The organism is Dokdonia sp. Dokd-P16 (assembly GCF_003095655.1).
Taxonomy (GTDB): Bacteria; Bacteroidota; Bacteroidia; order Flavobacteriales; family Flavobacteriaceae; genus Dokdonia.
Map to the genome: position 1 here is coordinate 714271 of NZ_CP029151.1, position 18445 is coordinate 732715.

At 34.8% G+C, this 18445-nt stretch carries 13 protein-coding genes; 4 read left to right on the top strand and 9 right to left on the bottom strand.

Annotation, left to right across the window (positions count from 1 at the left end; translation table 11 throughout):
- The first annotated feature begins 74 nt into the window (after positions 1-74).
- The 4 genes from DCS32_RS03275 (at position 75) to DCS32_RS03290 (ending at position 2407) form a co-directional block, all read left to right on the top strand.
- On the top strand, positions 75-740 hold the full coding sequence (locus DCS32_RS03275; protein ID WP_108876973.1) for a peroxiredoxin: 666 nt from the start codon (positions 75-77) through the stop codon (positions 738-740).
- Between the two features lie 57 nt (positions 741-797).
- Positions 798-1271 carry a Dps family protein gene (locus DCS32_RS03280; protein WP_108876974.1) on the top strand — a complete coding sequence of 158 codons (474 nt, stop codon included), beginning with the start codon at positions 798-800 and terminating at the stop codon, positions 1269-1271.
- A 161-nt stretch (positions 1272-1432) separates the two neighbouring features.
- Positions 1433-1990, top strand: a complete 558-nt coding sequence (locus DCS32_RS03285) for a YeeE/YedE family protein (protein WP_108876975.1) — start codon at positions 1433-1435, stop codon at positions 1988-1990.
- Positions 1991-1993: 3 nt separating this feature from the next.
- Complete coding sequence (locus tag DCS32_RS03290) at positions 1994-2407, top strand: YeeE/YedE family protein (protein WP_108876976.1); 414 nt, start codon at positions 1994-1996, stop codon at positions 2405-2407.
- Positions 2408-2482: 75 nt separating this feature from the next.
- Here the strand turns inward: DCS32_RS03290 and DCS32_RS03295 are convergent, their stop codons facing one another.
- The 9 genes from DCS32_RS03295 to DCS32_RS03335 form a co-directional block, all read right to left on the bottom strand.
- On the bottom strand, positions 2483-3445 hold the full coding sequence (locus tag DCS32_RS03295; RefSeq protein ID WP_108876977.1) for a succinylglutamate desuccinylase/aspartoacylase family protein: 963 nt from the start codon (positions 3443-3445) through the stop codon (positions 2483-2485).
- Positions 3438-4310: a 30S ribosomal protein S6--L-glutamate ligase gene (gene rimK / locus DCS32_RS03300; protein ID WP_108876978.1), complete on the bottom strand. Its 873-nt coding sequence runs from the start codon at positions 4308-4310 to the stop codon at positions 3438-3440. Before rimK ends, DCS32_RS03295 begins: the two co-directional genes overlap by 8 nt.
- Positions 4311-4760: 450 nt before the next feature.
- Complete coding sequence (locus DCS32_RS03305; protein ID WP_108876979.1) at positions 4761-5456, bottom strand: M48 family metallopeptidase; 696 nt, start codon at positions 5454-5456, stop codon at positions 4761-4763.
- On the bottom strand, positions 5456-8680 hold the full coding sequence (locus DCS32_RS03310; protein WP_108876980.1) for a type I restriction endonuclease subunit R: 3225 nt from the start codon (positions 8678-8680) through the stop codon (positions 5456-5458). The genes DCS32_RS03305 and DCS32_RS03310 overlap by 1 nt, the downstream gene beginning before the upstream one ends.
- An 82-nt stretch (positions 8681-8762) precedes the next feature.
- On the bottom strand, positions 8763-12779 hold the full coding sequence (locus tag DCS32_RS03315) for a helix-turn-helix domain-containing protein (RefSeq protein WP_108876981.1): 4017 nt from the start codon (positions 12777-12779) through the stop codon (positions 8763-8765).
- The gene (locus DCS32_RS03320) at positions 12772-14016 is read right to left on the bottom strand and encodes a restriction endonuclease subunit S (RefSeq protein ID WP_108876982.1); all 1245 of its coding nucleotides are present in this window, start codon (positions 14014-14016) and stop codon (positions 12772-12774) included. Before DCS32_RS03320 ends, DCS32_RS03315 begins: the two co-directional genes overlap by 8 nt.
- Positions 14017-14022: 6 nt before the next feature.
- Positions 14023-16140, bottom strand: coding sequence for a Z1 domain-containing protein (locus DCS32_RS03325; RefSeq protein WP_108876983.1), 2118 nt, complete (start codon positions 16138-16140; stop codon positions 14023-14025).
- 3 nt (positions 16141-16143) lie between these two features.
- Positions 16144-17670 (bottom strand): type I restriction-modification system subunit M, encoded by a 1527-nt coding sequence (locus tag DCS32_RS03330; protein ID WP_108876984.1) that lies wholly within the window; start codon positions 17668-17670, stop codon positions 16144-16146.
- A gap of 1 nt (position 17671) precedes the next feature.
- A complete protein-coding gene (locus DCS32_RS03335; RefSeq protein WP_108876985.1) occupies positions 17672-18226 on the bottom strand; it encodes a restriction endonuclease subunit S in 555 nt (184 codons plus the stop codon).
- Positions 18227-18445 lie beyond the last annotated feature (219 nt).

Sequence of the window (18445 nt, forward strand, 5' to 3'; positions counted from 1 at the left end):
ACATAGGTTACTAAGCCACCTGAATCTATAGCGTATCTTTATATTACAAAACATAACGATAAATATATACTATTATGGATAAAGAAAACCTATTGCCAGAACAAGTAATCTCAATGCCAAGAATAGGCGATACTGCACCAGATTTTGAAGCAGTTACGACTAAGGGAACTATTAAAATGTCTGAGTTTGCAAAAGATAAGTGGACAGTGATGTTCTCTCACCCTGCAGATTTTACTCCAGTGTGTACCACAGAAATGAGTGGTTTCGCAATTAGAAAACCAGAATTTGACGCCTTAAATACGGAGCTCCTAGGTCTTAGTATAGACAGTATACACGCTCACTTAGGATGGGTTCAAAACGTAAGAGAAAATACAGGTGTTTACTTTGATTTTCCTATCATAGCAGATATTGATATGAAGGTATCAAAGCTATACGGGATGTTACAGCCTAACGAGAGTGAGACTGCAGCAGTAAGAGCCGTTTTCTTTATCGATCCTGCCAAAAAAATTCGTCTTATTATGTATTATCCGCTTAATGTAGGTCGTAATATGGATGAAATTCTAAGAGCGCTAGATGCACTGCAAATGTCAGATAAGCATAAGGTATCTATGCCACTAGACTGGAAAAGAGGCGATCAAGTAATATGCTCTCCACCTAAAACATTAGATGCACTAAACGAAAGACTTGCAGACGATTCTGTAGAAAAAGTTACTTGGTATCTCGCAAAAAAGAGTATCTAAACCGTGATTATTCCCACTTTATAGTATAATAAAAAACAACTATACAATATTTACATTATGAGCAATACAAACAACATAGGTTTAGACATTTCAACATCTCAAACCACAGCAACACAACTTAACGACTTACTTTCTAACTACCAGATCTTTTATATGAACCTAAGAGGTTTTCACTGGAATATTACCGGAAAGAAATTTTTTGAACTACACGTAAAGTTTGAAGAGTTATATAATGATGCACTTCTTAAAGTAGATGAAATCGCAGAACGTGTACTTACACTAAGTGCTACACCTACACATTCATTTAAGGATTACTTAAACAGCTCAGACATAGAAGCTGCCAAAAATGTAACTGATGGTGAAGAGGCTATAGATAACATCCTTGAATCTTTAAAGGTGTTATTACAAAAGGAAAGAACAATACTTACAACTGCTGGAGATGGTGGTGATGAAGGTACTGTTGCTTTAATGAGTGATTACATCACACAACAAGAAAAGCTAGTGTGGATGCTCTCTGCATACCGTAACTAGATGACCACAGTTATTAACAGTGTGTTTTAAAAAAGTATAATCCTCACATTAAAAGCACACTAGATATCCTAGTGTGCTTTCTTTATTACAATCAGCTATTTGAGTAACCTAGGTTACAAATAAGCTTGCTTTAAAAGTTGATATTTGCACAAAATAATAACATGGATTGGATTTTCTCCCCCTGGCCTTGGTATGTATCAGGACCCATCATTGCTTTCATCATGTTTTTACTTATTATGGTAGGTAAGAATTTTGGAATGTCTTCTAACTTAAGAACGATGTGCACTATCTGCGGCGCAGGAAATAAAGCAGATTTTTTCAAATTTGATTGGAAATCACAACGATGGAATCTTACTGTCGTTCTAGGTGCTATTATAGGCGGTTATATAGGGTCTCAAAAGCTATCTACAGACATTGCAGTAGCTATTAATCCAGATACAATAGAAAACCTCAACAACCTAGGCTTTAATAGTGCGGGAAAAGCCTACCTGCCTACAGAATTATTTGACACAAGCGCATTACTAAGTTTTAAAAATCTCGCCTTACTAACTATAGGTGGGTTTCTAGTGGGCTTCGGCGCTAGATATGCGGGTGGATGTACTTCTGGTCACGCTATCTCTGGTTTAAGTAATTTACAACTACCATCACTCATCGCCGTTATAGGTTTTTTTATAGGCGGCCTGTTTATGATTCACGTGCTATTCCCCTTTATATTTTAAAACATGAGAACACTTATATATTTATTAATCGGTATTCTTTTTGGGATAACTATGTTTAAATCTGAAGCTGCTTCGTGGTTTCGTATTTATGAAATGTTCAAGTTTGAGTCATTTCACATGTATGGGATTATAGGGTCTGCACTCGTTATAGGCATCATAGTAGTACAACTTATTAAACGTCTCAACATCAAATCATTTTATGGTGAGACGATTCATTTTCACCCTAAGGCAAAGAGTTTTAGTCGTTACATGATAGGTGGCGTTTTATTTGGTTTAGGCTGGGCACTAGCAGGAGCTTGCCCAGGACCTATGTTTACGCTAGTAGGAGCGGGATTTGTTCCTATTCTAGTAGTAATCGGTGCTTCTTTATTAGGCACCTATGTGTATGGATTAATAAAGGATAAACTACCTCACTAGAGGTTGTTTATCCTTTATCTATATTGAGTGTTGTTGTTACGCTTTCGCGAAAGCATAATTACTTAAAAAAAGTTCTCATTTTGTAATATGCACAATAGCATCTCCTTGATTAACTATCGGAGCGTGATTGATACAGATGATATATCCTGAATTAGGTGCCTTTATATTTTTTTCAAAATCACCAAAAGGTCCAGAAACACTCGCAATTACATCTCCTTTTTCTACAAAGGTTCCAGCTTTTACGTGAGGCCTATACATTCCAGAATATCGCGCTCTAATCCAAAATGACTTCTCGATAATAATAGACTCTGTTTCTAATCTCCAGCTATAATCATCTGCAAGCTCTTTTGTAAAGTCGCGCACACCAAGGTGCTGCATTACTTTTAATGCGCCTGTTACACCAGCATCTGTAATATCACTATTGATTGCAAGGGATTTTCCACCTTCAAAAAGCAAGACTTTCTTCCCCTTTTTAACACAAGAATCTCTAAAGGATTTCTCTCTGTTTTGTGATTTGAGTATAAATGGTGCGCCAAAGGCTTTTGCAAGCTCTAGCGTTTCATCATCTTCATTGATTCTTATCTGTGGAGCATTAAATCGCTCTCTACCACCTGTATGAAAATCCATACAGTAATCAACGTGTGGTATAATCTCTGTCATTAAATTATAGGCATACCTGCTGGCTAGCGATCCCCTTATACTTCCTGGGAACACTCTATTGAGATCTCTACCATCTGGAAACTCTCGCGTCTGATTAAGAAACCCAAAAACATTTACCACAGGGATACATATAATCGTCCCGTGTGTTGGTTTATTATATTTTTTTGAAACAATCTGCCTTACAATCTCTACTCCATTAACCTCATCACCGTGAATACCGCCAGTAATAAGAATACATGGACCGGGCTTTGGTGCTCGCTCAATAATGATGGGCACTTCAATCTTTGTTCTAGTGTGAAGCTTTGCAATGTCTAGGTTTACTTGCAAACCTTTTCCTAAGGAAACCGCATTCCCTAGTATTTCAATATCATTAGGCATTTCTCTCTACGTACTTTATAATGTAGTTTGCAATATTTTTTCCTGTTGCAGATTCAATTCCCTCTAAACCTGGAGATGAGTTTACTTCTAGTATTAATGGACCACGAGAAGATTGTAAGAGATCTACTCCTGCTATCCCTAATCCCATTGCTTTTGCTGCCTTAAGCGCTGCATTCTCCTCTTCATCTGTAAGTTGAATCACGTTTGCACTTCCCCCTCGATGTAAGTTAGACCTAAATTCTCCTTCCTTTCCTTGTCTTTTCATAGCTCCTACTACCACACCGTCTACAATAAACACACGTACATCTGCTCCTCCAGCCTCTTTAATAAATTCTTGAGCAATTACTCTTGCTTGTAATCCATTAAAAGCTTCTAGTATAGACTCTGCAGAGTTCTTATTATCTGCTAGTACTACACCTAGGCCCTGCGTTCCTTCAAGTAGTTTAATTACAAGCGGCGCTCCTCCTACTGCATCTACAACCTGACCAACATCCTTAGAGTAATTTGTAAATACTGTTTTAGGAAGTCCAAGACCAGCTCTGGATAATATTTGTAAGCTTCTTAATTTATCACGTGATCTTACTAGTGCTTGAGATTCTGTTGCAGAGAAGACCTTCATCATCTCAAATTGTCTCACTACAGCGGTGCCAAAAAATGTTACAGAAGCTCCTATTCTAGGGATTACTCCATCAATATCCTTTATTTCCTTACCCTTATAAATAATGGTAGGATTTTTCTTTTCAATAACGAGGTTACACTTAGTGTGGTCAATAATGATCATCTCGTGACCTTTTTTCTCTCCCGCTTCGATAAGACGTTTTGTTGAATATAAATTTGGATTTTGTGATAACACTACAATTCTCATAATATGGATTTAGTTTCTTTTGCCGAGAAGATAATCTAATAAGTGGTTATTTAATATTATTTGAGGCAAATATTTATGCTCTATCGCTCAACTATTAATGCTTTTTTACAATAGCTACTAGATGAGGCGGTTAAACCTGTCACTTATCGCAAAATACGGCGCATAAAAAAAGCTCCACATTGATGTGAAGCTTTTTACTTAGTAGCGGGAACTGGACTCGAACCAGTGACCTTCGGGTTATGAGTTTAACAAATAACCAAATAAAGCTTCCTAAATAGCTTCCGCTTGACAAAATCGTGTACGGTATAGTGTACTCTGATTTATAAATTATTTGAAGCAAATATAATCTTTGCGCTACATATGATAACGCTAAGAACATGATTTACTTTACTATTGACTTTCAAGGTTAATAGAAGTTATTATTATCAAAAAAAACAACACTACCAATGATTAGGCTAGTAGGTTTTCTAATTTACTCTTCCATTTCTTCCATTCTGGAAACTCTTTTTGTTGTAAATCAAAAAATGCTTTGGTATGATCTCTATGAACAAGGTGACACAGCTCGTGAATAATCACATACTCAATACAGGCCTTTGGCGCTTTAATCAGGTCACTATTTAATAATATCCTACCATTATTAGAACAAGAACCCCAGCGATTTTTCATCTTTCTAATTTCAAGTTTACTAGGTTGAACGTCATATTTTTCGAAAGTGCAAATTAATGGTTGCGCTATCCTGTCAAACCATTTTCTAGCTTTCTCTAAATACCAGTCAGTCAGTAATTGTTCAGCATTAGATTTATTACTTGTTCTTACTTCGATATGAGCTCCTGTGAGCTTCACACTTTCCTCCTCACTATTGACGACTAATAATTGGTATTGCCTTCCTAAGTAATAATGCGACTCCCCAGAAACGTATTTACGCACTGTATTTCTAGGCTCAAAGGATAAAAAATAGTCTTGCTGTTTTAAAATCCAAGAGGCTCTCTTACGCACTTTATCTTCTATCTTCTCTATCGTACTTCCTATAGGTGCATTTACCTCTGTAGACCGATCTGGATGTACCGTTATTCCTAAGGTTTTTCTTTCGCGAAAGCGTAATTTGAAAACAATTTCTTCCGAACCATATTTAAGAGTATGTTCCATTACTTGTATCTAATTTTTGCTATCTCTACAATGCGCTCTGCAATGGTATCTATGTCTTTAAAGCTCAACTTAAGTTCATACTTGTCTCTTATGTAATCAATGATATAGTCACCTATTAAGAATATCATCTTTTTAGGGATATCAACACTCTTGAACCAATCTACTTGACGTAATTCTAAAATAATTTCATCTGCTTTTAAAGCAAGCTCCTCGGATACAGAAACTACCAATTCCTTATCCGTTGAAAACCCTCCAAATTGCTCCATACTCACTCCGAAGAATGCTCGAGCTACCTCTTTATCTTCTAATGAACTTGGTATGCTGGAATCTGTTCTACTTAAAACAGCTTCCATAATATCTTTCATACTCTGAAGATACTCTGACTCATTTATGCGTTTTTGAAGATAGTCCTCAATCGTTTCTTTAATGAGTTGTGAGAAACGTTTATAAAATGCTGGATCTTCATCCATCTTCTCTGCTATATGCTTTGAGGTTCTGGATTGGATCATATCAGCTTTAGCAGCCTTTCCTACAGTTTTAACAACTTCATCCTCAAACGCTTCTTTATCAAAAATGTTGACTAATTCGGTTAGTGTAACAACCTCTGATGTCGGAATGTGAGTATCTATTAATTTTTGAATCTGTCCTTCATATTTCTTAAAATCAATTTTATCAGAATATCTTGAAGCTACTGCAGTTCTCAACTTCATAAAAAAGGATAGATCCTCTTTATACTTAGCAATACGCTTCTCTTCTGTTCTTTTGTGAAAGTCTATTGATGATAAAGCTAACTTTAAGATACGTGCGTATTTAGCTAACTGATCATAAAACTTATTCCTCAATGCCTCGTCACGCAATAATTGCTGATATCCCTCTGCATCTTTTTTATTGGAAATTGATGAAAACAATTGCCATAGGTCACTATGAGTTTGGGCTAACTTTTCTACCTCTTCATTTATATTGCTATATGTTCCCTGCAACTCCTCTTCGTCAAAGTCTTCAAATGTAGAATAGGTTTTTAATGCACTATCTAGCTCCTCAAGTACACCATAATAATCTATAATATATCCATAATCTTTATCTGGACTTACTCTGTTTACACGTGCGATTGCTTGCAATAAAGTGTGTCCTAAAAGCTTTCTAGTTAAATACAAAACGATATTATTAGGCGCATCAAAACCAGTAAGCAGCTTATCTACAACTATAATTATTTCTGGTTCGTTATCATTTTTAAAACGGTTAACTATATTTTTTTGATACTTCTTTGATGAACCATGTTCATCCATCATCTTATGCCAAAACTGTTTTACTAAAACATTTGTTTTTCCATATGCAAAATCTTCCCCTTCTCGTTCATCTGGTGGTGAGATAATAAGCTCTGATGTTACTTTTCCTATTTCATCAAGATACATCTTGTACTTAACTGCTGACTTTTTATCCTGACAAACCACCTGTCCTTTAAACTTAGTTTTCTGAAAGTTCTTCACGTAATGGTTTGAAATGTCCCATGCTATTGCATAAATTTTTTGATCTGCAATATTTAATTGATCTGCTCTAGAGAACTTCTTTTTAAGATCTGCTTTCTCAAAATCATTTAGCGGTTCTGACACCATATTAAAGAAATTATCAAGTGGTGCAGCACTTACTTCTTGTAATGCATGTCGTCCTTCATACAACAACGGAACAACTGCTTTATCTTTTACAGCTTGATCTACTGTATAACTGTCTATTAAAGTACCAAATTTAGAAAGTGTACTTCTATCCTTCTTAAACAATGGTGTTCCTGTAAATGCAATAAAACAAGCATTTGGCAGGGTCTTTTGCATCTCAATATTAAAAGTACCGTGTTGCGTACGGTGACCTTCGTCTACTAAGACAAATATGTTATTACTTACTAAAGGCTCTTTTATCTTCTTAACGGCCGTTTCAAATTTATTAATGATAGTAGTGACCACCGCATCACTTTCTGTGTGTAATAACTGTACTAGTTGAGATCCAGTTGTTGCATTATCTACATCAATACCACATTTTCTGAAAGTGCCAGTAATTTGAGAATCTAAGTCGGTTCTATCTGTTACTAGAATAATCTTAGGATTCATTATACTAGGCTCCATTGCAATGGCTTGCGCAAGCATAACCATGGTCAAGGATTTACCACTACCTTGGGTATGCCACACCACTCCTCCTGTACGCTGTCCATTATTTACTTTCTTAATCTGTTTCATTGCTTTTTTAATTGCAAAGAACTGTTGGTAACGTGCTATTTTCTTGGCGCCATTATCAAATAAAGTAAAATTATATGCTAGATCAAGTAAACGCTTTTTATCGCATAAATTAAATATATACTCATCCTGTGGTGTAGGCTTTATTTCTTCCTTTTCTAGAGAGTCAAAATGAGCTCTCACATAATAAAAACGTTCATTAAATAATCGCTTCTTTATAGACTCTTCTATGGGTGTATTCTTTAAACGATATAAGCTTTCGCGAAAGCGTGCTTCCTTTTCTTTATCTACAACAGCATTAGGCTTTTTAAAATCCTCTTGCCATTGAGCCCAGAACTTCTCTGGTGTGCCTGTGGTAGCATAACTACCTTCATTTACTGTTACTGCCATGACTAATTGCGCCATCGCATATAACGGTCTTATACCATCTTCTTGCTGGTTGCGTAAGTTTTGTGAAATAGCTTGTGCTAGCGGCTCTTTCATATCTGGCCTCTTACATTCTATAACACAAAGAGGGATACCATTTACAAATAATACCACATCTGGTCTGTAATGTTCTTTTAAGCCAGAACGGGAGACACTAAACTCCTCAGTAACATGAAATATGTTTTTTTCTGGTTGCTGCCAATTGATGTATTGCAAATCAAAACTTTTACTATCACCTTCTATACTTTGATCTAATGAGACACCTAAAGTAAGTAACTCATAAATACGCCCACTGGTAGTCATATAACCATCTACCATAGGAATATCTCTTAAAGCTATAATAGCATTTTCTATATTACTTTCTGTAAACGGCACAGATTTACTAGAAGATACTCGTGCTCTATTAATGCTATGCAACTGTTTACGTAAAACATCTTCTAGAAGTATTCCTGAAGTTTTACCATCTCTAGCTTCTAGTGCTTCCTCTTGATTAAGATACTGATACCCCATATTAATCAATAGCTGCAATGCAGGTATTTGTGAGATGTGATCTTCTTTAAATGATGGTGTATCCATGATTTTAATTTTTTCATCCTTGATAAATGAATTACCACTTATGACGTTAACTATAATTAATTTGAATATTTAAAACCTTCATTTAATCCAAAAAGTTTTTTTGTTTTAGCTCTTCAACCAATTCTTTTATTTTTGATGAAGAGCTTTCTATACCTAAAGTCTGTTTAGACATTTGCAATCTAGAATATTGAGGATTGATAATTTCAGTTAAATTAATTGGCTGAATACTAATTACACCATCATTATTACTATCAATAAAATATGTCCCTTGCGAAGCAAGTCTGTTCCTTACCTCGCCGGCCTCAGATGAATTAATAATTTTTAAGTAGGTTGCTCCTGAAAAAGAAGTTTTCACTAAAAAATCTCTATCATTTTCAATTTCAAAAATGCTTACTATTTCTGAATCCGGTCTAAGAGCAAAAGTATTATGCTGTTTTTCATTTTTGTTTCTAGATAAGAATGATCTGGTCCTGAATTTGGCTAATCTACCTTCGCTAAAACATATTATTAAGTAAGAATCCCTATTTGCAATATTGAACTCAAATTGGGCTCCAAAATCAAAGTTTTTATCAGCATCCGACCAAACCCAAGTGCGATCATCAAAAATACTCAACTTATATTTTCCTTTTTGGTCTCTATAATTAGCAATAACAAGTACTTTATCCTCATCATAAACTGTAGAACTTTCTGGTGAAAATTTTAATTCTGCTTGTGTGTTAGGTATATGTAACTCCTCATTTATTGTTGGTTGCGAACCTAATTTTTGTTGAAATAAACTAGTTAGATCCTGACCCTTTATCAATCGTGTTTCTGTTCCTTGCCTTTGGTAAAAATCTCCTTTAAAATCAATAAGCTTATTGCTAGTAGGTATTTCAATTACAAGATATTCTAGGTTATTCTCTTTAAGGAAATTAAACTCGAGTAAACCATTTACTGTTACGCTTGTAAGTTTTACAATATACTTACGCAATACTCTTTCGTAACCATCAATGTTAACCTCTAGTTGCCTTAGATCTGAGTCCAGGCCTACTACATTACCATTATCTTTTATCCCAATAAAAAGTTTTCCCCCGCGAGCATTTAAAAATCCAGTAATAACTTTAACTATTTGAGTAGCCTGTTTGTCTATTTCAGGTTCAGGAGAGCCAGGATAGTAAACGATACTTGTTTTAAACTCAGTTACAATATCTTCTCTCCCTTCATTAATACGCGCGTCCTTACTAACGCTATATTTTTCGGTTAAGTTCAGTGACGGGCTATCTAAAAATAGAACTTTGTTTAATATTTTTTTCTGAATAAGCTCGAGCAAATTATGCTTCATATCCTGATGCTCAGGAAACTCATCCATAATTAAATTATAAGCCATTACAATCTTGGCTATGGATTTGACATCTATTGTTGCGTTTTCAATTAAATAATCTACTTGATCATGGTTGTTTTTACCAATAGCATTAATTAAAGAATGTATGTGTTGTATTTTTTCTAATACGGGAAATTTCTCTAAAGTCTCAGCATTAACAGGTTGAGCAAAATATTCGTTTTCTATATTTTGAGATAAACTATTGACTCGGTAATACAAACGTAACATCTCGTCGTAATAATAAGACTTATTATCTCTAAGTATAACCGTCATCAGTTTAGCTGCTTGTAGTGCTTCTATTTTTCGCTCAATACTTTCTTCAAGCGAAACTATATAATCAAGAGATTTGATAACACTTCTTATATACTGATATCTTTTTGAAAGAATTACATCTGATAATTCTTCATAGCTATCGTTTAAGGTTAATCGCTTATTGATGAAAGTTCCCCAAAAAACAGTTGAACTGGTGTTCATACCATCATAACTACTAGCAAAATCTACAGTAGTCACTACTTTTAATCGATCATCACAAAGCGATAAAATCGTCGCTATTTCATCTTTTGGTTTTAATGACTTATCAAACGATGAGATCTGATTTGAAATTAACCAGCCATTATTGTTTGTGAGCAGTACACCCGATTTTTTATAGAAAAATAATTTTGGCTTAAATTTTTCTTTTGCTTCTAAAATTTGCAACACATTCTCTTGAACCTGATTGAGATTAGTCAAGCAAGTCATGGGAAGCGAACCAATCGAACATTCTTTAATCACTAAATCTATAGAGCTTAACAAAAAGGACTTTTTTTGCTGTAAAGTTGGAGATATAAGTGCCATATTTCTGACGAACTCCGCAGACTTCATTACTGCATATTGTTTCAATTGTAAAGATTCATTAAGTCTTATCTGAATAAAAAGATGTTTGTTCTCAATGAACAATTCTTCTACATCTTCTTCATTGAATTCCTGTACACCAGAAGTAAGAACAAAATTTCTACTTGAATAACTAGAGGCGTAAGCTCTTGATATGATTTGGTTTAAAAAGTTAAGATCTCCTTCTTCTATATCAATATTCTTATTATCTAATAAGACATGTATAACGCTATAAACAAGTTCATAATTACTCTTTAAAAGCGTTGAATCCCATTTTAAAAACTGAATAGTTTTTTCAAAATCCCTTTTTGAAATAATATTATGTTTACTAAGTCTAGTATATATTTTTTTTAGCTTGTTAACGTGTTTATTACTTTCTAAATCATCTATTAAAACCAGCAGTTCTTCTTGCTTATCCGCTATTGCTTCGGCATTATCTACGATATCTTGCTTCTTTGATTGCGAATACCCAGAAATGAATTCTGAATCAATTAACCACTCTTCTAACTGAATATAAAGATTAATAAAATCTCTAGCTTTATCGTACTTTTTTTGTTTAATTAAGTCGTTGTTAAATTGTGTAAGAAGGCTTAAATAACTAAAAAACCAATTGTTATTTCTTCTCTCTATTTGCTCAAATAATTCAAGATAAGGAGGTTTAAAACCATCTTCATCTATGTTTTCCAACCTGCCATCGACATAATCTTGTAAGGCATAGAGATGACTGTCGTAACTATAGTTCTCAATCCTATTAAAAATATCTTCTGGACTGTAAAACAAGCGCTGCACACCTATATCTTTTTGATACCAATCTAATCGTAAGTGCTTACTTTTCTCATTTATTTTAACTATGAATAAATCAACTCTATCCCCTATGCTAGGTGCTGTCCCAAGCGGGATTTGATTTTTGTAAAACCTATGAATAAACCCTACTTTGTCCTTAACAACAAAGTAAGGTGCTTCATTGTGGTCTACTTTATCATCAATAATTTCAAAATTATAGACTTTTTGAGGTGTGAACTCTTTCTTAAAAGAAGCTATAAAATTTTGATATAATTTTAAATTCTGATCTCTGTTTACAGTGCAAATAATCCATTTTGGAAGACCGTAATCTAATTGAAATCCCAAAGCTTTGGTGGTATATTCTTCACCATTTAATTCTAGGCTTACAAGATTCTTTTCTCCGTTATAATCTTCCTTAAACCCTAAAACGTTAAACGTATAATCTTGACCATTTTGTAAATCGGTTCTACCATGAGATGAATGGATATGCTGTTCTTTAAGAGAAGAATCATCAAATATAAGTTTGTTATTTGATGAATCTATTCCGGCAACCTTCAATTTTATTGATCCGTCGTGTATTAAAGACTTAAAGATTGGAGGCACAAAGTGCTCGTGATATTCATTATTTTCTAGGATATATCCATTATTACGCGGACTAGGTGAGACATCAAAACTGTAATTCTCATACAATACGTAACTATTCACAACAGAGAAAGTTAATACAGGCTCACCATTATCTTTAAACTTTTTCACAAATAGCTTTACAACATCACCAGGCGGCTGATAAATACGCTGTGAAGTATACGTATAAGCAGTATTACCTACAATATTAACAATAGTGAAATTGTCTCTATTTTCTTTAATTTCAAAATCATAGTGTAGGCCTATTTCAAAATCTGTTACCTCGCTATGAGTTATACCTTGTTTTTTACATTCTTTACGCAATATTTCTGCCTGAGAAAGTAAGATACTCGTCGTAGGATTAAGATCTATAAGATGCCCTTTGTTTGCAAGAATGTCTGCCGCATAGCTAGTGGTAATATCAAGCTCTCTTAGTATTTTATTGAGTCGTACTGTACTATCCATTTATTCTCAATCTCTTCTTACCAGTAAGCAATTGCTGCATGAGTCCTTTCTTTTGAAGCTGTAGCTGGTTGCGCTGGGTGGTTAATAATGCTATTTCTTGGTCTGCGGTGTTTAATACTTGGGCGATGGCGGTTTGTTCTTCGTAACTAGGAATTGTAATTTTTAACTTATTTAATTCTTTTTTACTTAAAACACGGTTTCTACCAGCACCACCTGGTGAAATTAACTCTAATAAAAATCGGAATTTTTTAGTCTGAATAAACTGTCTAAAATATTCGACGTGACTTAAGTCTTTTTTGAAGGTATAAGTAGGGAATCGGTGTGATACTAATGCACCTTTATCGACATCCTTAACAATTGCAATAGCTCCTTCCCAAGCAAAAGTGATATTGACTATCAAATCATCTGGTTCAACTAGGTATAATGTAGTGATTGCAATATCCTCAGGTTTGAAATCATTGTTTTGAAATGTTCCTTTACAATGACTTCTAATACCCAATTTCGTAAAAGGTTCAAATGGTTTTTCTACAGGTCTCGGATTGTAGCCTAAAAAGTAATCAAACCGATTTGTTTCCCATTCCCCAACAAAACCAGGCAAGCGTTTTTCACCACTTAACAGCTGTTGCATCAGGGCTTTTTTAAGCTGTTGCTTTGCTTTTATAAGGGTATCTAGTTTTGTGATGGCGGTGTCCCAAGTACTGAGACAGTTGGCGATGGCTTTTTGTTCTGGAAGTGGTGGGACTGGCAAAGTTACATTTCGAAAATCATTAGTTCCTAACTCCAAAAAAGTACTTCCTGACGATAACCTTATCAGTCTTTGCTTAGAATTGAGAATTACGTAATAAAGAAAATTAGTATCATTAAACTGATCAACAATAAGATTTTTAAATCCCTGATTTGTACATGCTTCACTAGATGCAATTGCTAATTCACCAATTGTAGCCCTTGTACACACCATAATGGTGCCTTTTGGGAATAATGTCGCGGAAGAGTTTTCTAAACCTAATTTTGAAATCTGTCTTTTAGAAAGATTTGCATATTTTCCAAAATTTGAAATATCCGTTGGAGTATACCAAGTAAAATCATCTTTCCAATAATTCCCAACTGAGGTAGATGGTGTACCACCAGTAACTACTTTTCCTAATTGAACTACTTTTTTTATGTTCCAATCCTCAGGAATCCAACCTAGTTTTGTTATTTTAAAGCCTTCTATCTTTTCTACAATTATTTCTTTCATAATTTTCTACTCGTGGTTTGTCGCTACGATAGCTGGTGGCGTAGCACTTGGCGCGATAAGAACTGGCCACCAAAATGGTGTGTTTTTCCATCCTTTTTCTTTATCGCCATTTTGTTCTAATAATATTAAGGCACAGGTATCGTTGGCAAGTTGTCGTGCTAATGGTGTGTCTTTATTACCATCATCTGGGTTATCAGTATAAGCACCACTGGCTTTTATGCGACTTATATTGCGGTCGTGTTTGATCAATACTTTAACTTTTTCTCTATTTTCAGCCTGATTTGCCCTATGAGAAAAACGTTTCATCATTGCTACATAGGTAGTAACGTCCCAGTTGTATCCTTCTTCAAAATCTAGCGTATGAATTATAAGTGATAAAATTTCCTTTGCCAGACCATAGCTTATAGTCGCAGTTCCTCTATCATCTAATGGTATCGCATCTATTAAATTATTTAAATTTTTACGTACCGCCTTAAGAGTTTGTATCGGGCCTGTAGTAAAACCTATTGGTAAAAAACGTTTGCCCGGTCGAATGACCTCTATGTCAGAGATTAATATTTTATTAGGTGCACAAGGTCTTATTTCATTTTGTGGATCTCTTTCTACAAAAGCAACACCGTCGTGATGCTCACCTCTTACATATGCCTCTCTAGTAACTGCATCTAAATGATGCATCCGAGCCATAGCCCTATGTATGCGATTTGTGGTATAAAGCCTGGTCACAGACACATCATCTTTTGCTCGTGCTCCATACATACGACTGTGCTGTAGAACAGTATCTTGTTGAAATATTCTTGGATTACGACCATAGAAAAAGCCTAATAAATTTGCAATAGTGATACCTCTATCTAAGGTGTAACCACCCACAAAAATGTTATAGGGATTATCTAATCTTAACTGACCATCAGAACCCAAAATACTCATAATATCATTATCACTATTCACTTTTACAATACCATAATATTCTTTGGTCAAATAGTCTTTTACAAAGTCATAAACTTCTTGATAACTAGGTACCTTTTCACGAGTTAATCTTGCAGAAACTTTAATAGCTTCATAATTTGATTTTATAATTTCGTCAAAATATAGGCTATCCTTTTTTGCTTCATTTTGTAATTGGCTTAAAAACTCTGTGATAAGTGTCATTTGCCAATCGTGCCTCGCTTTCGATATTTCTGTATGAAACAAGAAACTAGACTTATAGACTTTACCTAATTCTATATTCCTTATTGCACCAGCTACAAAGTAACTCGTTACTGCATTCCTTAAAGTAGCTAATCTTGGAGTGTACAAAACGTTTCTTAAAATCGTAGCGTGACTTCTACTTAAAGCCTCTAGCTCATCTATAGTAACAGGAGCGTGTATAAAGTTAGCCGGATTGCCTTCTAACTCACTATCTTCAAAATATACCTTACCACCTACATACTTATCGTGTATAGGAACTAATGAGGTAAATTTAGGTCTCATAGGCGCATATGTCTCTCCATTGAGGTGTATAACCTCTGGTTGCAAATACAGATTATAAGGAGTTGCAGTAACTTGTAGGAAGTCATATTGTTTATCAAAAAGCTGTCTTATATCACTTATTTTGACTGCAAGCGTGTTCATAGAAACTCCATCATCTGCATTTTTATCTCTTTTAAAGCCATTTGATGCAAAGTCTGCTTCATCGTCTATAAAAAGAGTTTTTTTATTTTTAAAGGCACTATATTCTTCAAATAAGTTTTGCAACCTGTCCAAATTATTAGTTTCCTTTTTAACGACAATAATGAGCTTTTGATTAAGTAACCATGGTGTAAGAGTAGGCATATTTAAAATATCATAGACCTTTACTTCATCCGCTAGTAACTGTTCTTCAAATTCACTTTCTAATCTTCTTATTGTTTGATTTGCTAGTGCACGAGTTCCTTTGGTAAGAATAATAGTCATGTCATAGCCTTGATCAAATGCTAGCGCCATTATACCTATAAAACACCTGGTTTTACCACTTTGTATATTACCTAAAAGTAAAGCTGGATGCCTAACGTCAGTTTCCATCTTTTGCAACTTGTCTACTGTGTCTATGATACAACTTTCTAATGCTGGGTCGTAGCCTTTGGTCTTTTTAAATTTTGGAAATATCATAGCTTATAAATTTAATTCTTTTAAATACTCTTGCATTTTTGCCTGTATACCTTTCAGCCCTTCTTCTAACTGCTGGATCTCTGTCTGTACCTGTGTAATATCTACTTCAGCATCTTCTTCAAATGTATCTACATAACGCGGTATGTTGAGGTTGTACTCGTTCTCTTCCAGCTCTTCCCGTGTAGCAACATAACTGTATTTATCTTCTACTACGCCTGTAGTGATTTTGCTTTCGCGAAAGCGTACATAACTATCTACTATATGATCTAAATGAGCTGTAGATAGTACATTTTGATTCTTGCCACTGTCATATTCTTCACTGGCATCTATAAATAGCGTTTCTGTAAGGTCTCCTTTACCTTTATTAAATATGAGAACCGCTGCTGGAATACCTGTACCAAAAAACAGATTTGCAGGTAAACCTATAACGGCATCTAGCAAGTTATCTTCTATGACTCTGCGACGTATGCGACCTTCGGCACCGCCGCGAAAAAGCACACCATGAGGCACGACAACGCCTATCTTACCAGTATCTTCATAAGCACTTTCTATCATATGCAATATAAATGCCCAGTCGCCTTTACTCTTAGGCGGTACCCCACGAGAGAAACGGTTGTATTTATCAGTCTCAGCATTTTCTTGTCCCCATTTATCTAGGGAAAAAGGAGGATTTGCCACTACGGTATCAAATTTCATTAAGTGATCACCTTCGGTATGTTTAGGAGTACGTAACGTATCACCCCAACGTATAGAGGCATTATCAAAACCATGCAAAAACATATTCATTACTGCAAGTGCCCACGTACTGCCATTTGCTTCCTGACCGTATAAAGAGAAGTCGCCAGAATCTACTTGTTTCCCTGCTTTAATCAATAAAGAGGCACTTCCACATGTAGGATCGTATATACGCGCTCCAGACTTAGACTTGGTGAGTCTAGCTAGTAGAATAGATACTTCTTTAGGCGTGTAAAATTCTCCCGCTTTTTTACCAGCGTCACTGGCAAAGTTACTGATCAAGTATTCATAAGTATCCCCTAGAACATCTTGACCTTCTAAAGCAGATGGTCTAAGGTTTAGTTTATTAAAGTCAGTAAGCAGGTTTTTAAGTCTTGCGTTCTTATCCTTTTTCTCACCAAGATTACTGCTATTAAAACTGATGTTTCTAAAGATACCTGCACCATCGCTACTAGTTAGTTTTTCACGGTTTGCTTCTTCCAGATCTTTAAGAGCAATATCTATAAGCTCACCTATGTTAGGCTCGTTACGTTTGTCATATAAATCGGCAAAATGACTGTGCTCAGGAACCATGAAACGTTCTGATGCCATAGCACGTTCTGCACGTTCTATATTACCATCATAGTTTTTTAAATGTGCCTCATAACGTTCTGTATAGGTGTCAGAAACGTATTTAAGAAATAGCATCACAAGAATATAGTCTTTATACTGACTAGGATCTATGACTCCTCTAAAGGTATCGCAGGCTTGCCATACGACTCTATTAATATCTGTGGTTGAAATTTTATCACTCATGTTATATTGTTTTACTTTTAAGTTGAAGTTCTAATTTGGTTGTTTTTAGTTGATCTAGTTGTTTTATAATCCTGGTTTCTTGTTTTTTGAGCTGGTCTAGTGTAACAATTATATGTTGAGTTTTTAAATCAGGCACATCGATAGTAAGGTCACCTAAAATAGTTTTATTAATTGCGGGTAATACAGAACCACGTCCATATTTAATGAGTTCATTTTGAGTAGTACTCAAATTAATAAACCACACTAGGTATTTAGGCATAACCGTAGATTCTATGTTTTTCAACACCATAAAAATAGAAGAAGCAACCGCTGGTTGTTTCTCCCCTTGATAAGTATGTGCTGTAAAACCATGATGCCCTTTTGAAAGCACCAATACGTCTCCTTTCTCAAGAAAGTGTCTATCCATTTTAGAGGAGGGCATCAAACTAGGTGCTGTCTGAGTATCTATCTCATGAGAACTAATAAAATCCCGAGCGCTCAAGTAATAAATACTTCCCTCAGGATTTCTACGGCCATTAATACCAGATGTTATTTTCGCAATATTGCTTAACTTCATTTTATTTGTTGTTATTCGATTACAAAGATATAAGTTTTATTTGATATTATAAATTTATTTTATTGTTATAGATGTACAAAAATTAATTTTTTCTAAATTCTCTTAGTATTCACAGTAGTTAAGAGTGTCTAAAAAAAATTAAAAAATATTGTAATGAACTAAAAATCTATATGCTACCACAATATTTAAGTCAATATCCTAGCCTATCAGACATTAAAA

Excerpts from the sequence above, each read along its gene's own strand:
- DCS32_RS03275 (WP_108876973.1), top strand. The coding sequence starts at position 75 with ATGGATAAAGAAAACCTATTGCCAGAACAAGTAATCTCAATGCCAAGA.
- DCS32_RS03280 (WP_108876974.1), top strand. The coding sequence starts at position 798 with ATGAGCAATACAAACAACATAGGTTTAGACATTTCAACATCTCAAACC.
- DCS32_RS03285 (WP_108876975.1), top strand. The coding sequence starts at position 1,433 with ATGGATTGGATTTTCTCCCCCTGGCCTTGGTATGTATCAGGACCCATC.
- DCS32_RS03290 (WP_108876976.1), top strand. The coding sequence starts at position 1,994 with ATGAGAACACTTATATATTTATTAATCGGTATTCTTTTTGGGATAACT.
- DCS32_RS03295 (WP_108876977.1), bottom strand. The coding sequence starts at position 3,445 with ATGCCTAATGATATTGAAATACTAGGGAATGCGGTTTCCTTAGGAAAA.
- rimK (WP_108876978.1), bottom strand. The coding sequence starts at position 4,310 with ATGAGAATTGTAGTGTTATCACAAAATCCAAATTTATATTCAACAAAA.
- DCS32_RS03305 (WP_108876979.1), bottom strand. The coding sequence starts at position 5,456 with ATGGAACATACTCTTAAATATGGTTCGGAAGAAATTGTTTTCAAATTA.
- DCS32_RS03310 (WP_108876980.1), bottom strand. The coding sequence starts at position 8,680 with ATGGATACACCATCATTTAAAGAAGATCACATCTCACAAATACCTGCA.
- DCS32_RS03315 (WP_108876981.1), bottom strand. The coding sequence starts at position 12,779 with ATGGATAGTACAGTACGACTCAATAAAATACTAAGAGAGCTTGATATT.
- DCS32_RS03320 (WP_108876982.1), bottom strand. The coding sequence starts at position 14,016 with ATGAAAGAAATAATTGTAGAAAAGATAGAAGGCTTTAAAATAACAAAA.
- DCS32_RS03325 (WP_108876983.1), bottom strand. The coding sequence starts at position 16,140 with ATGATATTTCCAAAATTTAAAAAGACCAAAGGCTACGACCCAGCATTA.
- DCS32_RS03330 (WP_108876984.1), bottom strand. The coding sequence starts at position 17,670 with ATGAGTGATAAAATTTCAACCACAGATATTAATAGAGTCGTATGGCAA.
- DCS32_RS03335 (WP_108876985.1), bottom strand. The coding sequence starts at position 18,226 with ATGAAGTTAAGCAATATTGCGAAAATAACATCTGGTATTAATGGCCGT.